This is a genomic window from Vibrio owensii, assembly GCF_002021755.1.
Lineage (GTDB): Bacteria > Pseudomonadota > Gammaproteobacteria > Enterobacterales > Vibrionaceae > Vibrio > Vibrio owensii.
In genome coordinates, this window is the sequence record NZ_CP019959.1 from 1,397,187 (window position 1) to 1,416,394 (window position 19,208).

General features: G+C 46.6%; 15 protein-coding genes. 4 read left to right on the forward strand and 11 right to left on the reverse strand.

Annotation, left to right across the window (positions count from 1 at the left end; all coding sequences use genetic code 11):
- Window positions 1-173: 173 nt before the first annotated feature.
- The 3 genes from rpsI to zapE form a co-directional block, all read right to left on the reverse strand.
- A complete protein-coding gene (gene rpsI, locus A9237_RS06190; RefSeq protein ID WP_005436094.1) occupies window positions 174-566 on the reverse strand; it encodes a 30S ribosomal protein S9 in 393 nt (130 codons plus the stop codon).
- Window positions 567-581: 15 nt separating this feature from the next.
- Window positions 582-1,010, reverse strand: coding sequence for a 50S ribosomal protein L13 (gene rplM, locus A9237_RS06195; protein WP_005436093.1), 429 nt, complete (start codon window positions 1,008-1,010; stop codon window positions 582-584).
- A 254-nt stretch (window positions 1,011-1,264) separates the two neighbouring features.
- Complete coding sequence (zapE, locus tag A9237_RS06205) at window positions 1,265-2,368, reverse strand: cell division protein ZapE (RefSeq protein WP_078607855.1); 1,104 nt, start codon at window positions 2,366-2,368, stop codon at window positions 1,265-1,267.
- 196 nt (window positions 2,369-2,564) lie between these two features.
- Between zapE and zapG the strand changes: the two genes are divergently transcribed.
- From zapG to degS, 3 genes are all read left to right on the forward strand, one after another.
- Window positions 2,565-3,008 carry a Z-ring associated protein ZapG gene (gene zapG / locus A9237_RS06210; RefSeq protein WP_005436091.1) on the forward strand — a complete coding sequence of 148 codons (444 nt, stop codon included), beginning with the start codon at window positions 2,565-2,567 and terminating at the stop codon, window positions 3,006-3,008.
- 218 nt (window positions 3,009-3,226) lie between these two features.
- Window positions 3,227-4,594, forward strand: a complete 1,368-nt coding sequence (locus A9237_RS06215; RefSeq protein WP_009707746.1) for a Do family serine endopeptidase — start codon at window positions 3,227-3,229, stop codon at window positions 4,592-4,594.
- A 203-nt stretch (window positions 4,595-4,797) separates the two neighbouring features.
- Window positions 4,798-5,865, forward strand: a complete 1,068-nt coding sequence (gene degS, locus A9237_RS06220; protein ID WP_005436089.1) for an outer membrane-stress sensor serine endopeptidase DegS — start codon at window positions 4,798-4,800, stop codon at window positions 5,863-5,865.
- 38 nt (window positions 5,866-5,903) lie between these two features.
- Here the strand turns inward: degS and parC are convergent, their stop codons facing one another.
- From parC to nudF, 6 genes are all read right to left on the reverse strand, one after another.
- Entirely contained in the window at window positions 5,904-8,192 is a 2,289-nt protein-coding gene (parC, locus tag A9237_RS06225; RefSeq protein WP_009707747.1) for a DNA topoisomerase IV subunit A, read from the reverse strand.
- A gap of 3 nt (window positions 8,193-8,195) precedes the next feature.
- The gene (gene parE / locus A9237_RS06230) at window positions 8,196-10,076 is read right to left on the reverse strand and encodes a DNA topoisomerase IV subunit B (RefSeq protein ID WP_005436086.1); all 1,881 of its coding nucleotides are present in this window, start codon (window positions 10,074-10,076) and stop codon (window positions 8,196-8,198) included.
- A gap of 250 nt (window positions 10,077-10,326) precedes the next feature.
- Window positions 10,327-10,911 (reverse strand): esterase YqiA, encoded by a 585-nt coding sequence (gene yqiA, locus A9237_RS06235; protein WP_078607856.1) that lies wholly within the window; start codon window positions 10,909-10,911, stop codon window positions 10,327-10,329.
- 55 nt (window positions 10,912-10,966) lie between these two features.
- Window positions 10,967-11,773 carry a 3',5'-cyclic-AMP phosphodiesterase gene (gene cpdA, locus A9237_RS06240; protein ID WP_039842404.1) on the reverse strand — a complete coding sequence of 269 codons (807 nt, stop codon included), beginning with the start codon at window positions 11,771-11,773 and terminating at the stop codon, window positions 10,967-10,969.
- A gap of 62 nt (window positions 11,774-11,835) precedes the next feature.
- Entirely contained in the window at window positions 11,836-12,279 is a 444-nt protein-coding gene (locus A9237_RS06245) for a DUF1249 family protein (protein WP_009707750.1), read from the reverse strand.
- Window positions 12,280-12,281: 2 nt separating this feature from the next.
- A complete protein-coding gene (gene nudF / locus A9237_RS06250; RefSeq protein ID WP_078607857.1) occupies window positions 12,282-12,929 on the reverse strand; it encodes an ADP-ribose diphosphatase in 648 nt (215 codons plus the stop codon).
- A gap of 229 nt (window positions 12,930-13,158) precedes the next feature.
- Here nudF and tolC point away from each other — a divergent pair, with 229 nt between their 5' ends.
- Window positions 13,159-14,493 carry an outer membrane channel protein TolC gene (tolC, locus tag A9237_RS06255; protein ID WP_078607858.1) on the forward strand — a complete coding sequence of 445 codons (1,335 nt, stop codon included), beginning with the start codon at window positions 13,159-13,161 and terminating at the stop codon, window positions 14,491-14,493.
- Window positions 14,494-14,787: 294 nt separating this feature from the next.
- Here the strand turns inward: tolC and hldE are convergent, their stop codons facing one another.
- A complete protein-coding gene (gene hldE, locus A9237_RS06260; protein ID WP_005436078.1) occupies window positions 14,788-16,218 on the reverse strand; it encodes a bifunctional D-glycero-beta-D-manno-heptose-7-phosphate kinase/D-glycero-beta-D-manno-heptose 1-phosphate adenylyltransferase HldE in 1,431 nt (476 codons plus the stop codon).
- Window positions 16,219-16,295: 77 nt separating this feature from the next.
- Window positions 16,296-19,139 carry a bifunctional [glutamate--ammonia ligase]-adenylyl-L-tyrosine phosphorylase/[glutamate--ammonia-ligase] adenylyltransferase gene (gene glnE, locus A9237_RS06265; RefSeq protein ID WP_078607859.1) on the reverse strand — a complete coding sequence of 948 codons (2,844 nt, stop codon included), beginning with the start codon at window positions 19,137-19,139 and terminating at the stop codon, window positions 16,296-16,298.
- Between the last annotated feature and the right edge of the window lie 69 nt (window positions 19,140-19,208).

The following is a 19,208-nucleotide window of genomic DNA, read 5'->3' on the forward strand; positions in this document are numbered from 1 at the left end:
GATAAAACGATCAAATGTTGCGAGGATATTAAGCAAGAATGTGAAAACAAATGCGAAAGGAAAAACGGACTTTTTCAGGCTTTAGAAAAACAAAAAGCTCGGCATATAGCCGAGCTTTGATGCACAGTTTCCAAAGTAACTCTGGAACAGCATAAATTTCCGATAAGAGGAAATTAACGCTTAGAGAACTGTGGACGACGACGTGCTTTACGTAGACCAACTTTCTTACGTTCAACGCAACGAGCGTCACGAGTAACGTAACCAGCTGCACGTAGAGTAGGACGTAGAGACTCATCGTACTCCATAAGAGCGCGAGTGATACCGTGACGGATAGCACCAGCTTGACCAGAAATACCGCCACCTTTAACAGTAACGTATAGGTCTAGCTTCTCAGTTAGTTCAACTAGCTCAAGAGGTTGTTTAACAACCATGCGAGAAGTTGGACGACCGAAGTACTCATCAAGGCTACGCTTGTTGATTACGATGTTGCCGCTGCCTGGTTTGATGAAAACACGTGCAGCTGAGCTTTTGCGACGGCCAGTGCCGTAGTATTGATTCTCTGCCATTTTCGAAATCCCCAATTAGATGTCTAGTACTTGTGGTTGTTGAGCAACATGGTTGTGCTCAGCGCCCGCGTAAACTTTAAGCTTACGGTACATAGCACGGCCTAGAGGACCACGTGGAAGCATGCCTTTAACTGCTAGCTCAAGAACCATCTCAGGTTTACGATCGATCAACTTTTCAAAAGTGATAGATTTTAGACCACCTGGGAATTCAGAGTGACGGTAGTACACTTTGCCTTTAGCTTTGTTGCCAGTTACAGCAACTTTCTCAGCGTTGATAACGATGATGTAATCACCAGTGTCAACGTGAGGAGTGTATTCAGCTTTATGTTTGCCACGTAGGCGAGATGCAATTTCACTTGCTAGACGGCCAAGAGTTTTACCCTCTGCGTCTACAACATACCAGTCGCGTTTTACAGTTTCTGGTTTAGCAACGAAAGTTTTCATGCTAATAATAACCCGTTAATTAAATTTTAAACTTTAAAGGAACACAGTATTGTGTTCCCACACTGTCTAAGAGCCCAGTCATCACCCCTTCGAGTCGTTGGTACTCTCGACCCTCTATGCCGAAATAACTTCGATATTCAGGTCTGCAGTAACGGTGGGTCGCAGGATTATAGAGAAGAGCGAAGAAAAAATCACCTTTTTTTGCGCCAAATCACTAATTTTTTCTTCACTTTTTTAAGATGAGTTGCTGTTTTTTACGCCAGATGCTCTCTAGCAAGGTATTCGTGACTCTGCATTTCTGTCAGTCGAGACAAGCAACGTTTAAATTCGAACTCTAACTGTCCTTGTGTGTAAAGGAACTCCATTGCAACTTCAGCAGAAATAATCAACTTAACGTTACGTTCGTAGAATTCATCGACCAATGCAATAAAGCGTCTCGCTGCATCATCTATCTTGCTATCCATTTGCTTCACGTCCGCCAGCAAGACAGTATGGTAGATGCGCGATAATTCAATGTAATCGTTTTGACTGCGTGGAGTTTGACACAGTTGTTCAAAAGAAGCATGTAGCACGCCATCACTGGCTTCTATTACCGTCACTTCTCGATGGTTGATTTCAATGCTGTGCGCCGCAACTTTTCTTTCACCAATCAACTGTTGGTAATACGTATTAAGATTGATAGACGCCTGCTCATCCAACGGATAATGATAGATTTCGGCTTGTTGCAGCGTTCTTAGGCGGTAATCCACGCCACTGTCGACATTAAGCACATCACAGCGCTGAATGATCATGTCTATCGCTGGTAAAAAGCGCGCCCGTTGTAAACCATTACGATACAAGTTCTCAGGCTCAATATTCGATGTCGCGACCAAAATCATTTGTCGCTTAAACATCTCTTGCAACAAGGTCGCTAAGATCATCGCATCTGTGATATCGGAAACGAAGAATTCATCAAAACAGACCACATCCGCTTCTTTCTTGAATAAATCAGCCACTTTTGACAGCGGGTTTTCCACTTCACCTAAACGCTTGAGCTCATCATGCACACGATACATAAAACGGTGAAAATGCACGCGCATCTTTCTTTCTGTCGGCAAGGCGTCAAAAAACGCATCCATGAGGTAAGTTTTGCCCCGCCCTACTCCTCCCCAAAAGTACAGGCCTTTTGGTGGTTCTGGCATTTCAGGCTTTTTACCCAGTAATTTCTGCCAAGTGCTAAGCTGAGGAATAGGCGCAGACTGGAATTCTGCAATCGCATGGTAAAGGTTGTCTAAAGCAACGACAGCATTATGTTGTGCTTCGTCACGCTGGAATCCATGCTCTGCTATGTCTTGTTGGTATCGTTGTAATGGTGTCATGGCGTTGAGTCGTATCAGAGGTCCAGAAAAAATTGTCACCTCGGGGTCAGCTTTTAGAATAGAGAGATATGGATATCAGTCCCCGAAGACTTACCGCTATTTTTCTTTATCGGCTGTTCAAGCCATAGTAACATGGACTAGCACCGCGTGTAACTAAGTAGTAAAAGACTTGTTAAAACAACTATAAGGAGCAGTTATGCCTTGGATTTATGCCATTGTGGGTTTGCTGGTCGGTACAATCGTAGGCGTAGTCATTAGTAGACTAACCACCCCCGAATACAAAAAACAAAAGTCTGTGCAAAAAGAGCTGGAAGCAGCCAAGTTTGAGCTAGAGCAACAACGTCAAGAGCTCGTCGATCACTTTGCACAAACTGCAGAAATGTTGGATACCTTAGGTAAAGACTACACCAAGCTGTACCAACACATGGCGAAGACGTCTTCAGAACTTCTGCCTAACTTGCCTGAGCAAGACAATCCGTTCGATAAGAAGACTGCCATGTCGACTGAACAGATTGAAGAAGACCAATCTAACGTCAACGAACAACCAAAAGACTACGCCAACGGCGCAACGGGTCTTTTAAAGGATCAGGAAAAAGAAATCATCGACGCACCAGAAGCTGTCACTGCTAAAGCGTCTTAACCCCTCCTTTCCTACCTAACTGGGTCAATACATACACATTTCTTATCAATTTGTATTGACCCTTTTTGAACTTTTCTTAAGCAACTCATCTCTAACAACCTGTGTGCTGTCGCCACCTTTTGATTATCCGAATTAATCCCTATATAACTAAATAACCGTATAGAACTAACGGTTCGGATATTTCTTTTTGACAGACCTGTTTCAAGAGGAGTTATTGGATGAAAAAACCATTGCTTGCGCTAACCGTTCTATCTTTAAGCTTGGGTTCAATCATCACCCCAATTACTGCGACTGCGGCGCTGCCGTTAAGTGTGGATGGGGAGCAGTTACCTAGCCTTGCCCCGATGCTCGAAAAAGTGACCCCTGCGGTTGTGAGTATTGCGGTTGAAGGTAAACAAGTTCAAACCAGCCGTATCCCAGAGCAGTTTCAGTTCTTCTTTGGGCCTGAGTTTCCAACAGAGCAAACTCGCGAACGTCCATTCCGAGGCTTAGGCTCTGGCGTTATTATTAACGCCGACAAAGGGCAAATCGTCACAAACTACCATGTAATTAAAGGCGCTGATGACATCCGTGTCCGTTTGTACGATGGTCGAGAGTACGATGCAGAATTAGTGGGTGGAGATGAAATGTCAGACATTGCTCTACTCAAACTAGAGAAAGCAAAAGATCTGACTCAGATTAAAGTCGCCGATTCAGACAAGCTACGCGTTGGTGATTTCACGGTTGCGATTGGTAACCCGTTTGGCCTTGGTCAAACCGTCACTTCGGGTATCGTCTCGGCACTGGGTCGAAGCGGCTTGAATGTGGAGAACTTCGAGAACTTCATCCAAACAGATGCGGCCATCAACAGCGGTAACTCAGGCGGTGCTTTAGTTAACCTCAATGGTGAACTGATCGGTATCAATACAGCAATTCTTGGTCCGAATGGCGGTAATGTTGGTATCGGTTTTGCGATTCCATCTAACATGATGAAAAACTTAACTGACCAAATTCTAGAGTTTGGTGAAGTGAAACGCGGCATGCTCGGCGTACAAGGTGGCGAGGTCACTTCAGAACTGGCAGAAGCATTAGGTTATGAATCGAGTAAAGGTGCGTTTGTTAGCCAAGTAGTGCCTGATAGCGCTGCAGATAAAGCAGGCCTGAAAGCCGGTGATGTGATTACTTCCGTAAACGGTAAGTCGATTGATACCTTCTCCGAGTTACGCGCAAAAGTCGCAACGCTCGGTGCGGGCAAAGAGATCACATTGGGTGTGATTCGTGATGGTAAGAAGAAATCCTTCGATGTGACGTTAGGTGAATCGACCAATGTGAAAGCGAAAGCGGAAACGCTTCACGAAGGCCTTAAAGGTGCAGAACTCAGCAACACCACGCCAAGCGATAAAATCCAAGGTGTTAAGGTGACCAGTGTGGCTGAAAACTCTCCTGCGGCACAATACCAACTTGAGCAAGACGATATCATTATTGGTGTTAACCGTAAGCGTGTGAAGAATTTAGCAGAACTGCGCGCGATTGTTGAAAAACACAAAGGTGTACTCGCGATAAACGTTCAACGTGGTGATCGGACGGTTTACTTAGTTATCCGTTAATAGACATCATTCAACAATCACATAGCAGAAAGCAAACGAGCGCTAGCAACATATTTATCAGTGATAGCGCTCAAATACTTTCCTTCTTATGTCATGGTTTTTTAAAAGGGCAAGACGATCGCGTCTTGCCCTTTTGTTATTTTTCAATGTAATGCTATCCTTCAGTTTTCTATGCCAATTGGGCGCTCAATCATGGAGAGGTTATGCTTAGCTTTTTGTTACGTTCTGTCTTTTTAGGCTTAGCAACTGCCGTTATCGTATTACTCGCCGTTCCATCTTTGCGCAGCAATGTTATCCCAACCGCCCTTGTTGACCCGCAACCGAGCAATATCGCATCGCTAGAAGTGTCTTTTAACCAAGCGGTAAGAAAGGCAGCACCTGCAGTGGTGAATATCTACAGCCGCAAATATGTGGAAAATGATCGCAGCAAGCTATCGACTCAAGGACTAGGTTCTGGGGTTATCGTGAGCGAAAAAGGTTACATCATTACCAACTATCACGTTGTCGCTCAAGCTGACCAAATCGTCGTTGCCTTGCAAGATGGCCGTGTTGCTGCTGCTCAATTGGTAGGTACAGACAAGCGTACAGACATTGCGATCTTACGTGTTGAAGGCTCTAATCTGCCTGTTATCCCATTAAATGCTGACTACAAACCTCAAGTGGGTGATGTGGTGCTTGCCATTGGTAACCCATACAACTTAGGCCAGACGACTACCTTCGGCATTATCTCTGCGACAGGCCGCTCGTCCATCAGTGATGGTCGCCAAGCCTTTATCCAAACCGATGCCGCTATCAATGAAGGTAACTCCGGTGGCGCATTGGTGAATACTCAAGGTGAACTGGTCGGTATCAATACCGCGTCATTCCAACAAGCGACAGATCTTGAGACCTACGGTATCTCATTTGCAATTCCAGCACCGCTAGCAAACAAAATCATGCAGAAGATCATCGCTGATGGTCGCGTGATCCGTGGTTATATCGGTATTGATGGACAAGATATTAATGCGGTAACTGCTCGCTTGCTAGGTAACGAGCACATTGGTGGTATTGTGGTTCTTGGTATTGATCCAAATGGTCCCGCAAGTGCGGCTGGTTTTGAGAAACAAGACATCATCATCAGTATTAACGGCACTAAAGTTCAAGGACGCCAAAGCGTGATGGACATAGTCACTGACCTACGTCCGGGCACCTCCGTCGATGTTGGCATTATCCGCAAGGGTAAAGAAATGAATTTAAAAGTCACCATCGCCGAAGACAAGCAAGAAGCATAAAAAAATCCCAGCCATTGGCTGGGATTTTTGTTTGTGCGTTATTCGCTGTCGCTTGGTTCTTCTGAAACTTCTGAGCTTCCGCCCATCTCGATTTCAATTCGTGTTACGCGCTGTAGACCGCGTGGTAGTAAGCTACCTCGACGTCCACGTTCACCACGGAAGTTTTCTAAGTCTGCTGGTTTCAAACCTAGCTTACGCTTACCCGCATAAAGCGTTAGAGAAGCACCTTGTGGCAATGCCATCAAGTGAGACAGAACCTCTTCACGCTCTTTCGCTTTCGCTGCAGGAATGTTGATGATCTTGTTACCCTTACCTTTCGCCAATTGCGGCAGGTCTTTAATTGGGAACAACAACATGCGGCCTTGGTTGGTAATCGCGAGAATTTCATCAGAATCCAAATCAGCAATCGTCTTCGGTGTCATCACCTCAGAGTTGGCCGGTAGAGTCACCAAGGCTTTACCGCTTCGGTTCTTAGACAGTAGCTCAGAGCCTTTACATACAAAGCCGTAACCCGCGTCAGAGCCAACTAGCCACAGTTGCTCATCTTCACCCATGATCACTTGGCGAATGCTGCTACCCGCTGTGATATTCAAGCGACCTGTAATCGGTTCGCCTTGGCTTCGAGCGGACGGCAATGAATGTGACTCTAATGAGTAGCTTCGACCATCGCTACCGAAGAACACCGCTTGCTGGTTACTCTTACCACGCGCATGCGCTAGGTAGTTATCACCAGATTTATAGCTTAAGCCTTCTGCGTCTACATCGTGACCTTTCGCATGGCGAATCCAGCCTTTCTCTGAAAGTACCACTGTGATTGGCTCACTTGGTACTAGGTCGCGTTCTGTTAGCGCTTTTGCTTCTGCACGCTCAACCAATGGAGAACGACGGTCATCACCGTATTTCTCTGCGTCTGCTTTGATTTCTTTCTTTAGTAGTGTGTTTAGACGACGCTCAGAACCCAATAGCTGCTCTAGCTTCTCACGTTCTTTTTCTAGTTCGTCTTGTTCACCACGAATCTTCATCTCTTCTAGTTTTGCTAGGTGACGAAGTTTGGTATCTAGAATTGCATCCGCTTGGATATCGGTAATACCAAAACGCTCCATCAGCACTGCTTTTGGATCGTCTTCAGTACGAATGATCTCAATCACTTCATCTAGGTTTAGGTAAGCAACTAACAAACCTTCCAAGATGTGTAGACGAGCCATTACTTTGTCTAGGCGGTGTTGTAGACGACGGCGTACAGTAGTACGACGGAATTCAATCCACTCAGACAGAATTTGTACCAGACCTTTAACTTGAGGACGGTTATCCAAACCAATCATGTTCAAGTTAACACGGTAGCTACGCTCAAGATCGGTTGAAGCGAACAAGTGATTCATCAACAAATCACAGTCAACGCGGTTTGACTTTGGCACCACTACGATACGTGTTGGGTTTTCGTGATCCGATTCGTCACGAAGGTCGTCTACCATTGGTAGTTTCTTCGCGCGCATTTGGTTCGCGATTTGCTCTAGTAACTTCGCACCCGAGACTTGGTGTGGCAGAGAGGTAATGACGATGTCAGAACCTTCTTTGTGCCATACCGCACGCATCTTGATGCTGCCGCGACCGTTACGGTAAATCTTCTCGATATCTGCTTGTGGTGAAGTAATTTCAGCTTCTGTTGGGTAATCTGGACCTTTCACAAACTGCATCACATCAGGCAGTTCTGCTTTCGGGTTGTCGATTAAGTGGATGGTTGCATCCGCCACTTCACGAACGTTGTGAGGCGGAATATCCGTCGCCATACCAACCGCGATACCAGTTACACCGTTTAGCAGGATGTGAGGCAGGCGTGCAGGCAACATTTGTGGCTCTTTCATCGTGCCATCAAAGTTAGGTTGCCATTCAACCGTGCCTTGACCCAGTTCACCTAGCAGTACTTCAGCAAACTTAGACAGTTTCGCTTCGGTATAGCGCATTGCCGCGAATGATTTCGGATCATCTGGCGCACCCCAGTTACCTTGACCATCTACCAATGGGTAACGGTAAGAGAATGGCTGAGCCATGAGTACCATCGCTTCGTAACACGCAGAGTCACCATGCGGGTGGTATTTACCCAGTACGTCACCAACGGTACGTGCTGATTTTTTGTATTTCGCTGATGCCGAAAGACCAAGCTCCGACATTGCGTAAATGATGCGTCGTTGAACCGGCTTCAAACCATCGCCAATGTATGGCAATGCGCGGTCCATGATTACGTACATCGAGTAGTTCAGATAAGCGTCTTCAGTGAACTTGCGCATTGGCAACTGTTCAACGCCATCATAAGTAATTTCTGTAGACATCCGTTAAACCTCTGCCATATCGCCGTTGCTTTGTAGCCAAGAACGACGGTCATCTGCTCGTTTCTTACCAAGCAACATGTCCATCATTTCCATGGTCGCCGCTGAGTCATCAATGGTTAACTGAACCAGACGACGCGTATTTGGATCCATGGTTGTTTCGCGCAACTGAAGTGGGTTCATCTCACCCAGACCTTTGAATCGTTGCACATTGATTTTGGCTTTCTTCTTCGACAAGCGCTCTAATACGCCATCTTTTTCATCATCGTCTAGGGCATAGAATACTTCTTTACCACAGTCGATACGATACAGAGGCGGCATCGCTACGTAGATATGACCAGCTTCAACCAGCGCACGGAAGTGACGTGTGAACAGTGCACACAATAGCGTTGCGATGTGCAGACCATCCGAGTCCGCATCGGCAAGGATACAGATCTTACCGTAACGCAGGCTGTCTAGGTTGTCGCTGTCTGGGTCGATACCCAAAGCAACTGAGATATCGTGCACTTCTTGAGAAGCCAAAACTTGGTCTGCAGAGACTTCCCACGTGTTTAGGATCTTACCGCGCAGTGGCATTACCGCTTGGAACTCACGATCACGTGCTTGTTTAGCTGAACCGCCCGCCGAGTCCCCCTCCACGAAGAAGATTTCGGTGCGGTTAAGGTCTTGCACAGAACAGTCTGTCAGCTTACCCGGCAGTGCTGGGCCTGAGGCCACCTTCTTACGCACAACCTTTTTGCTCGCACGCATACGGCGATGGGCATTCGCGATACAAACTTCGGCAAGTTGCTCTGCAAGTTGTGGTTTTTCGTTCAACCAAAGGCTGAATGAGTCTTTCACAACACCTGATACAAACGCAGCGGTTTGACGAGAAGAGAGACGCTCTTTGGTCTGACCCGCAAACTGAGGGTCTTGAATCTTAACCGATAGCACGTATGAACAACGGTCGAAAACGTCATCACCGGTTAGCTTAACGCCACGAGGCAGCAAGTTACGGAATTCACAGAACTCACGCATAGCATCGAGCAAACCTTGGCGCAGGCCATTAACGTGCGTACCACCCTGTGCGGTTGGGATAAGGTTCACGTAACTTTCCGTGATCATCTCACCGCCTTCTGGTTGCCAGATCACCGCCCAGTTAGCCGCTTCGGTTTCCGCTGAGAATTCACCAGTAAATGGTTCTTCTGGCAGAACGGTATAACCTTTTACACCTTCCGCTAGATAGTCTTTCAAACCATCTTCGTAGAACCACTTGTAGTCTTTGTTGTTTACTTTATCTGTGAAAGTAATTTCTAGGCCAGGACAAAGAACTGCTTTCGCTCGTAGGTTATTCACCAGACGAGTTACTGAGAAGTTTGCAGAATCAAAGTACTTCGCGTCTGGCCAGAAGTGCACACTGGTACCACGGTTACGACGACCACATGTGCCGACAACCGTTAGGTCAGAAACTTTATCACCGTGTTCAAAAGCAATCTCATACACCTGACCATCACGACGAACGGTCACTTCAACACGCTTAGACAGCGCGTTTACAACAGAGATACCTACACCGTGCAGACCACCAGAGAATTGGTAGTTCTTATTAGAGAATTTACCACCTGCGTGAAGCTTACATAGGATCAGTTCAACACCTGATACCTTTTCTTCTGGGTGGATATCAACAGGCATGCCTCGACCATCATCGATCACTTCTAGTGATTGGTCAGCATGTAGGATGACTTGTACTTTTGAGGCATGTCCGGCTAGCGCTTCATCGACACTGTTATCGATAACTTCTTGGCCCAAGTGGTTTGGGCGCGCTGTATCCGTATACATCCCTGGTCGGCGACGTACTGGCTCTAAGCCATTCAGTACTTCAATGGCACCAGCATTATATTGTTCAGTCATAATACGGAATTGTTCTCAAAGTTTACTTGTAACCCGAGCCTCGCAATTGTGCGAGCCATACTCGAGAAACGAAAAAGCTACCTCGTCTGCATGCTTATCAAAGATAAGGTCACGCATAACAAAGTAGTCAGGGCTTCATACCCTTAAGATCTTTTTGGCAAAACATAGTCGGAAAGCCTGCCAACTATGTCAAGAAACGGTTGGATATAGCAATGAAAACTATGAGCCTATTCCAATCGTCTCGTTAGTATTACAGTTTTAGGAATTCAATGATTTGAGCAGGATAACGCTCAAAGCCTACAAAACTGTGATCACCGCCTTCTTCTACCGTTTGTTTCGCGTTTACGAACTTTTCTACGGCTTGGCGGTAGTCTAAAACCTCGTCTTCCGTTTGCTGTAAAAGCCAGAAGCTCTCAGGCGACGCGATGCTTTGTACATCAAGTGCTTTTAGCTCGTCAATATGACAGGCCTCAAGTGTATAGGTTTCGTGCGTATATGGGTTAGTTTGTTCACCGAGGTAATCCACCAGCAATTCATAAGGCTTCACTGCTGGGTTAACAACTACAGCAGGAAAGCCAAACTTTGCATTAAGCCAAGTCGACATGTAGCCCCCCAAAGAACTCCCCACTAAACCAATGTTGTAGTCGTCTTTGTATTGCTCAACGATATCCAATAGGCATTGAGCAGCCAATTGAGGGAAACACGGCAATTGAGGCACGATAACCTTGATGTCCGGTCGTTGCTGCTCACAGAACGCTTTCATTAAATTCGCCTTCATCGAAAGCGGCGAACTGTTAAAGCCATGGATATAAAGCAACAAAGAAGGTTTACTCATGATCACCTCAAGTTAAAAAAGTAAGCCCGAACATAAGGTTCGGGCGTGATAATGATTAGTATCCGTTTGAGGTAAAGTCTGGCTGGAATTGGCCATCTGGTAAACGGTTGACCTCAGTCGTAATGTCGCCATTACTGTGCAACTCAAGTTCTCGCCAACCTGGAGATTCAGTATCCAAGGCGAAGTCATCGGAATTCGGTTTGAACTGCACACAAGTTGACGGCGTTGCCATCACACGGATGCCATTATAAAGAACATTCATGTCTTGGTGCACATGACCACATAAAATGCCTTTTACGTTCTCAAAACGGTCCACGACTTGCCAAAATGCTTCTGCATCTTTCAGCGTGTGTTGGTCAAGCCACGCACTACCAACTAAAAGCGGGTGGTGGTGTAAAAGCACCAAAGTGTGTCTTTGCGGGTTTTCCGCTAGCTTTTCTTCCAACAGAGACAATTGCTGATCACTTAAGCGCCCGTGAGGTACGCCTACCACTTGTGAATCCAATAGAATCAACTGCCAATGCTCGCCAAGCATTAGATGCTCAACGGCTTGAATTTGAGGAGATGGCAGTACACTGCCCATGTTTGGCTTGTAGTCGTGGTTACCCGGAAGCCAGAAACAATCTTTTTTCAGCGGCGCGATGCCTTCAGCAAAACGCTGATAAGACTCTGCACTGTGGTCCTGTGAAATATCGCCAGTTGCCAAAATGTATTCAAACTGCACCTGACGATGAAGAACCTCTTGTATCACAGCAGCAAAGCTGTCGGCGGTTCTTACGCTCAGCAAGCTGCCCTCATCTGCTTCAAACAGATGAGTATCCGTGATTTGTAATAGCTTTATGCTGTCACTAGATGATTGCAAAATGAAAACCTGATTCGTCCACTATATTGTTTTTTTGTTATTTTCCCTTAGCGACGTGACAATCAATTGAAGGCAAGTGGCGTTCTACTAATGCCACTTCGTAAACAGAACGTCAGCCATTCACCAAGGAACGTATTAAGCTGATGCTTTTCATCTTTCTGCATCAACTGGTCGTTGGGATAATCATATTTAGCTTTGATGCGAGAAAACTCTCCGCTTGAGCATACTTCGGCGACTCTCGCATCATGATAAAGCCTGACAGACATCGTAGGTAAAGGAAACACTGGTGTTTCATCACTCTGACATATCTCAACAACTGTGGTGTATTTTGTGATTTCATTCACGGTCAGTTGGTAAACCATGTTCGCCGCTTGATAGCAACGAACATCACCAACTTCGGCAGAGACAGGCAGCAAAGCGTTCAGCTTGGCGTAGTTGGTCTCATAAGTTCTCATCAGACCCGCTAAGTCAACATGGTATCGCTGTTTTTCAGCTACTTGCGCCATCATTATTTCTCCACCTTTGAGGTTTGTCCCCATTGTGATGTCAATTCTTGGTGATTCAATTGTAACCATTGAAGTGCAATGATTGAGGCACCATTTTCGAATTTTCCATCCTTCACCCATTTGTACGCAGTTTCACGGCTGATCACATGAACTCGAATATCTTCATTTTCATAGTCTAAACCATGAATGCCATGCGCTTTAGTGGCATCGACTTCACCGATGAACACATCAAGCTTTTCAGAACAGCCACCAGAAGAAGGATAATAAGAGGTAACCGAAGCCACACGTCCGACTTGGATACCCGCTTCTTCTTCCGCTTCTCGACGAATCACTTCTTCTGATGATTCGTCACGATCAATCATGCCAGCGACAATTTCTAGCTGCCAAGGATGCGAATGTTCTAATGCGCCAACGCGGATCTGTTCAATGATCACTACCTGATCAGTCACAGGATCATACGGGAGCATGGCAGCAGCATGACCACGTTCGAACATTTCTCGTTCGACAATCCCACTCCATCCGCCTGCGAATAATCTATGCTTAAAACGGTATTTCACCATTTTAAAGAAGCCTTTAAACACGGTTTCTTTTGAGATTATTTCCACATCTTGGGGAGTAAAATCATTTTGTTGCTTGTCACACTGTTGCATTCAACACCTCTCTGAGTGAATCTTGTAGTTTACTCATTGTTATTCGCTTGCTCAAAGGACTTGGCTCAACTTTTTGTACAATAGTTATAAATTATTTTAAACGTTTCCCAATTATTTATTGCACAAGTGGATAATTACGTGTAAAAAAGTGCAAAGTTTCGAGTAAATATCGTCCAAATTGAGTTAAACTACTGAGAATTAACCAATCTATATACCGCGGGAATGGAAAATGAAAAAACTGCTTCCACTATTTATCAGTGCAGCGCTAGGCAGTATGAGCACATCTGCATGGGCAGACTCTCTTGCTGAAATCTATGACTTAGCAAAACAAAACGACCCTCAATTGCTCAGTGTAGCAGCGCAGCGTGATCAAGCTTTTGAAGCAATCAACTCTAGCCGCAGTGCCCTACTACCACAAATCAACCTAACAGCGGGTTACGACATCGCTCGTGGTGAGACTGACTACAACGAGAACACCGCAACGTTGCGAGATCGTGATAACGACCAAAACGTGTTGTCTGCAGGTGTTGGCTTCTCGCAAGAGTTGTACAACCGTGCATCATGGATCACACTAGACACGGCTGAGAAAACAGCTCGTCGTGCAGACGCAACGTACGCAGCAACACAACAAGGTTTGATCCTTCGTGTTTCTCAAGCTTACTTTGAAGTACTGCGTGCACAAGACAACCTTGTGTTCGTTCGTGCAGAAAAAGCAGCCGTTGGCCGTCAGCTAGAACAAACTAAGCAACGTTTTGAAGTAGGTCTATCGGCAATCACTGACGTACATGATGCACAAGCACAGTACGATGCAGTACTAGCCGATGAAGTATTGGCGGAAAACGATCTGATCAACAGCTACGAATCACTACGTGAAATCACAGGCCAAGAGCACAAGAACCTGAACGTTCTAGACACTGCTCGTTTCTCTGCAAGCCGCTCTTCTGAGCCAGCAGAAGTTCTGATTGAAGAAGCGAAAACAACTAACCTGAGCCTACTGTCTGCACGTATCGCACAAGACATCGCTCGCGACAACATCTCGCTAGCAAGCTCTGGTCACCTACCAACGCTATCTCTTGACGGTGGTTACAACTACTCTGACACAGCAGAGAGCACAGCGGATAACACGACAGATGGCTTCAATGTTGGTGTGAACCTAGCAGTGCCTCTATACACTGGTGGTCGTACAACGTCTGAAGTGAAACAAGCGGAATTCGGTTACGTATCTGCGAGTGAAGATCTAGAAGCAGAATACCGTAGTGTTGTGAAAGAAGTGCGTGCACAGAACAACAACATCAACGCTTCTATCGGCGCACTAAAAGCGTACGAGCAATCTGTAGTGTCAGCACAGTCTGCACTTGAAGCAACAGAAGCTGGTTTCGATGTAGGTACTCGTACTATCGTTGACGTACTAGACGCAACTCGTCGTCTATACGATGCGAACAAGAACTTATCAGACGCTCGTTACAACTACATTCTTGCTGGCCTTCAGCTACGTCAAGCGGTAGGTACACTGAGCGAGCAAGATATCCTAGATGTTGATGCAGGCCTTAAGCCAGTAAAATAAACATCGATAGATAAGTAACACATAAGACGCCAGCTGATTTTTCAGCTGGCGTTTTTTTGTTGGGGTCAATAACCAAGCCAAGTGCGCTTTAGCTCCCCTCACCTTTCTAAGGGAGGGGTTGCTTCTCGATCTAATTGACTACATTGGTTTTCAATTAGACCGAGCATTAACCCCCTCTAACTCCCCCTTGAAAAGGGGAAGAACTGGAATGCGTTTGTGGTTAGACTCACTCCTCCAAAAACAACAAAGGCCGCTCAAAAGCGGCCTTTAATAGTCAGTTTGGTGAGAAAGGAATTAACCTTTACCACCTTTGATAGCGTTGATGATTTCGCTGGTTGAACAACCGTCTTCAAAGTTCAGTACGCGAACTTCACCGCCTGCAGCAATCACTTCTTTACCACCAGCGATCTCTTCTGGTTTGTAGTCACCACCTTTTACTAGCAAGCTTGGCAACACTTCAGAGATCAAACGTTGCGGAGTGTCTTCACTGAAAGGTACTACCCAATCTACCGCGCCAAGACCTGCCAATACCGCCATACGACGATCGGTTGGGTTTACTGGACGGCCAGGGCCTTTTAGGCGCTTAACGGAGTCATCAGTATTTACGGCAACGATTAGGCGATCGCCTAGCTCAGCAGCGTGGTTTAGGTAAGACACATGGCCTGCGTGTAGAATGTCAAAACAACCATTCGTCATCACAACCTTCTCGCCTTTCGCACGTGCTTTCTTCACTGCTTCAATCAGTGCTTGTTCTGAAATCACACCGTAGTCTGTGTCTTGGCTACCGTGAATCGCTTCTGCCAACTCAATCTCAGAAAGCGTTGATGTACCCAGTTTACCAACTACAACACCTGCTGCTGCGTTTGCCAGTGCACACGCTTCTTCAAATGATTTGCCCGCAGCAACAGATGCCGCAAGAACAGAGATAACCGTGTCGCCAGCGCCTGTCACGTCGTACACTTCTTTCGCTTGGGTCGGCAAATGGAACGGCTCTTGGCCACGGCGAATCAAGGTCATACCGTTTTCGCTGCGTGTTACCAACAACGCTTCAAATTCGAACTCTTCAACCAAAGCCAGCGCTTTCTCGACTAACTCTTGGTCAGATTTCACTTTGCCCACTACGTCTTCAAACTCTTTCATGTTTGGAGTAAGCAGTGTTGCGCCGCGGTAGCGTTCAAAATCCGCACCTTTCGGGTCAATGAAGACAGGGATGTTTGCTGCACGTGCTTTCTGGATGTATGCCTGCACGTGTTCTAGAGAGCCTTTCGCGTAGTCAGACATGATCACTGCTTTCACACTTGGTAGCGCAGTTTCCATACGAGACAGCACAGGTTCTGCGTCTGTGTTCTCGAACTTGTCTTCGAAGTCCAGACGAATCAATTGCTGACCACGGCTCATCACACGAAGCTTGGTGATGGTTGGGTACTCTGGCAGCGCCACAAAGTCGCATTTCACTTTTAGCGAGTTCAGCGTTTCCGTCAGTACTTTCGCTGGCTCATCCATACCCGTTAGACCAACAATGTGAGCGTGACCGCCAAGTGAAGCAATGTTCATTGCCACATTCGCAGCACCACCCGGACGCTCTTCATTGTTTTCTACTTTCACAACAGGTACTGGCGCTTCAGGAGAGATACGTCCAGTCGGGCCATACCAGTAACGATCTAGCATGACATCACCGATGATTAGCACACCAGCGCTGTTGTAATCAGGTAGAATTGGTTTCATTATTGGTCTCCAAAAATTAAATCGTGGTGAGTTTAACACAGCCTTTTTCTAGGCTGAACCTTGTGCACTACTTCTGCTTAGGCAAACCATTGATTCCATGCTTGCTTCACCCACTCTCGCTCTGCATCAAATTTCTCTTCTGCCACATCGGCATCCAAGTTGAGCAAGTTTCGACGATGAATCTCATCGCGCATTGATGTGTATGCGCGCGTCAGTTGCATCGCTTGATCTTCTTCCATGACACCTTGTGCAATCAGGGTTTCAAAAATACGCACGTTATCGCACCAGCGAATCAGCTTCGGCTTACTGTGACTGTAGTTGAGCACAAGGTATTGAGCGAGAAATTCAATATCGGTAATACCGCCGTTGTCTTGCTTAAGCATAAAACGACCCGATTTTTTCCCACCCAAGTGGTCTCGCATTTTCTCACGCATATAGACCACGTCTTTCTTCAGCGCGTCTTGGTCACGCTGTTTACACAACACATCATGACGGGTGTTGTGGAAGGCGATAGCCAGAGGCTCATCACCATAAATCATACGCGCACGAACAAGGGCTTGATGCTCCCATGTCCATGCGTCTTTGTGTTGATAGTCATCAAAAGCATCGGTTGGACTAACCAATAACCCCGAAGCGCCAGATGGACGTAAGCGAGTATCCACTTCGTACAGAATGCCTGATGCAGTGCGGGTCGAGAAAATATGGATGATGCGCTGCGCTAAACGAAGATAGAACTGGCGACCATCGATTTCTTTCTTACCATCGGTGTAGACGTTCACTGGGCAATCGTGCATGAACACGATATCAAGGTCTGAGTTATAACCCAGCTCCCAACCGCCAACTTTGCCGTAACCAATCACGGCGAAACCTTTACCTTCACGATCTTTCACATGCGTTGGTTCGCCATATTTTTCCGACACTTGTAACCAAGCTTGGTTCACTACCGCTTCCACAATTGCTTCTGCCAAGTAGGTTAAGTGGTCACTCACTTTCATCACAGGAAGGACACCAGCAATGTCCGCGGCGGCAATACGCAAGATGCAGATCTGCTTGAACTGGCGCAGCGCTTCCATCTGTTGCTCCATATCATCTTCTGGGATGCGGGCAAGGAAATCACGTAGCTCTGTTCGGTAGCTATCAAGTGGAATTGGGTTGTACAGATGCTGAGGATCGATCAACTCATCAAGCAAAATTGGATAACGCGATAGCTGCTCAGAAATCATTGGGCTAGCGGTACACAGGCGAACCAATTGTATTAAAGCCGCTGGATGCTCATCCAACAGCTCAAGGTACGTTGTTCGTGTACAGATGTTATGGAGTAAATGCAAAACTCGCGGCAAGCCAAACTGCGCATCCGGATGAGCAAACACCGCATCAAACACTTTAGGCATTAGCTTGGTCAGCACTTCTCGACCACGAGGTCCAAGCGTCTTCTTCGCCAAGTCCGCTTTGAACTGCATAATGGTTTTCGCCAGCTGTTCTGGATTCTCGGCTTTGATGTCCTCTTGTAGAACGTGTTCGAGCACGTCTTGCTTGGTCGCCATGTCCCACAACTCGTGGAAATGACGAGCGACGGCTTCCGCTTCGTCCTCTTCATCATCACCAATCAAACTTTCAAACACCTTGTGGACATTTGCCATGTGCTGCTGGGTTTGACCAATGAGCGTAGCCCAACTATCAAAGCGCATCGCAGTAGCAAGTTTTAGCTGCTCGTCTTCGCAATCTGGTAAGGTTTGCGTTTGCTTGTCCGCCATCGCTTGTAGTAGGTTTTCTAACTGGCGCAGGTACTTATAAGCCGCTTCAAGGTTATCGACCTCTGGTTGCGTAAGCTGACCTAGCTCACCAATGGCATTCAAGGTTTCTAGCAGACCACGACCACGTAAAGAAGGTTCACGACCACCACGGATTAACTGGAACACTTGAGCGATAAACTCAATCTCACGAATGCCGCCCGCACCCAACTTGATGTTATTGCTCAAACCACGACGGCGCACTTCACTGCTGATCATGGATTTCATCCGGCGCAGAGATTGAATCGCACTGAAGTCGATATAACGGCGGAAAACAAACGGACGCAGCATCTGGCGCAACTCTTGATATTGCGGATACATTTCACTGCCCATCACGCGCGCTTTGATCATTGCGTAGCGTTCCCAATCCCGCCCTTGTTCTTGGTAGTAATCTTCGAGCGCGGCATAGCTCATCACCAACGGACCACTTTCACCAAATGGACGTAAACGCATATCCACGCGATAACAGAAGCCATCAAAGGTTTGTTGGTCGAGAGCCTTGATGATGCGTTGACCCAAACGAGTAAAGAATTGCGCGTTAGCAATACTGCGGCGCGCGCCTTGCGTCTCACCGTTTTCTGGGTAAGTGAAAATCAAGTCGATGTCAGAAGAGAAGTTAAGCTCACCACCGCCAAGCTTACCCATGCCGATGATCAGCATAGGTTGCGCTTCACCCTCGGCATTGGTTGGCGTGCCCCACTCATTGCAGCAAATCTTGTATTGCCATTGATAGGTTTCGAAGATCATCGCTTCGGCCAATTGAGACAAATGGCTGAGCGACTCTTCTAGTGTCCAAGTGTGGGTAAAGTCTTTCCACGCAATATAGACCATTTCGCGATTACGGAACTGACGCAGCACACGGTGGCCTGCCATTTCATCTTGGCATTCAGCTAAGAGATCGGCGAGGCGTGCACGATAAGCTTGTTGTCGACTGCTTTCTGCCAGCATGCTTGGTAAGTTTTGTGCGAGTGTCTCATCACGATGAATCGCTTCGGTTATGAACTTACTTAACCCAGACACAAAACGAAATTGCTCAGCAATCTCAGTTGGCCATTGTTGAAAGTATCCCGCTTGCTCGGCGTTTTGAACCGCAGAATCCGCGACAGAAATCAGTGACGAAGGCAGCTGCATTTTTCTTCCTTGTGTGAAAAGCACTGTGGTTTGAGAGGTATACACTCTTTTATACCAGAGTTGGCACAA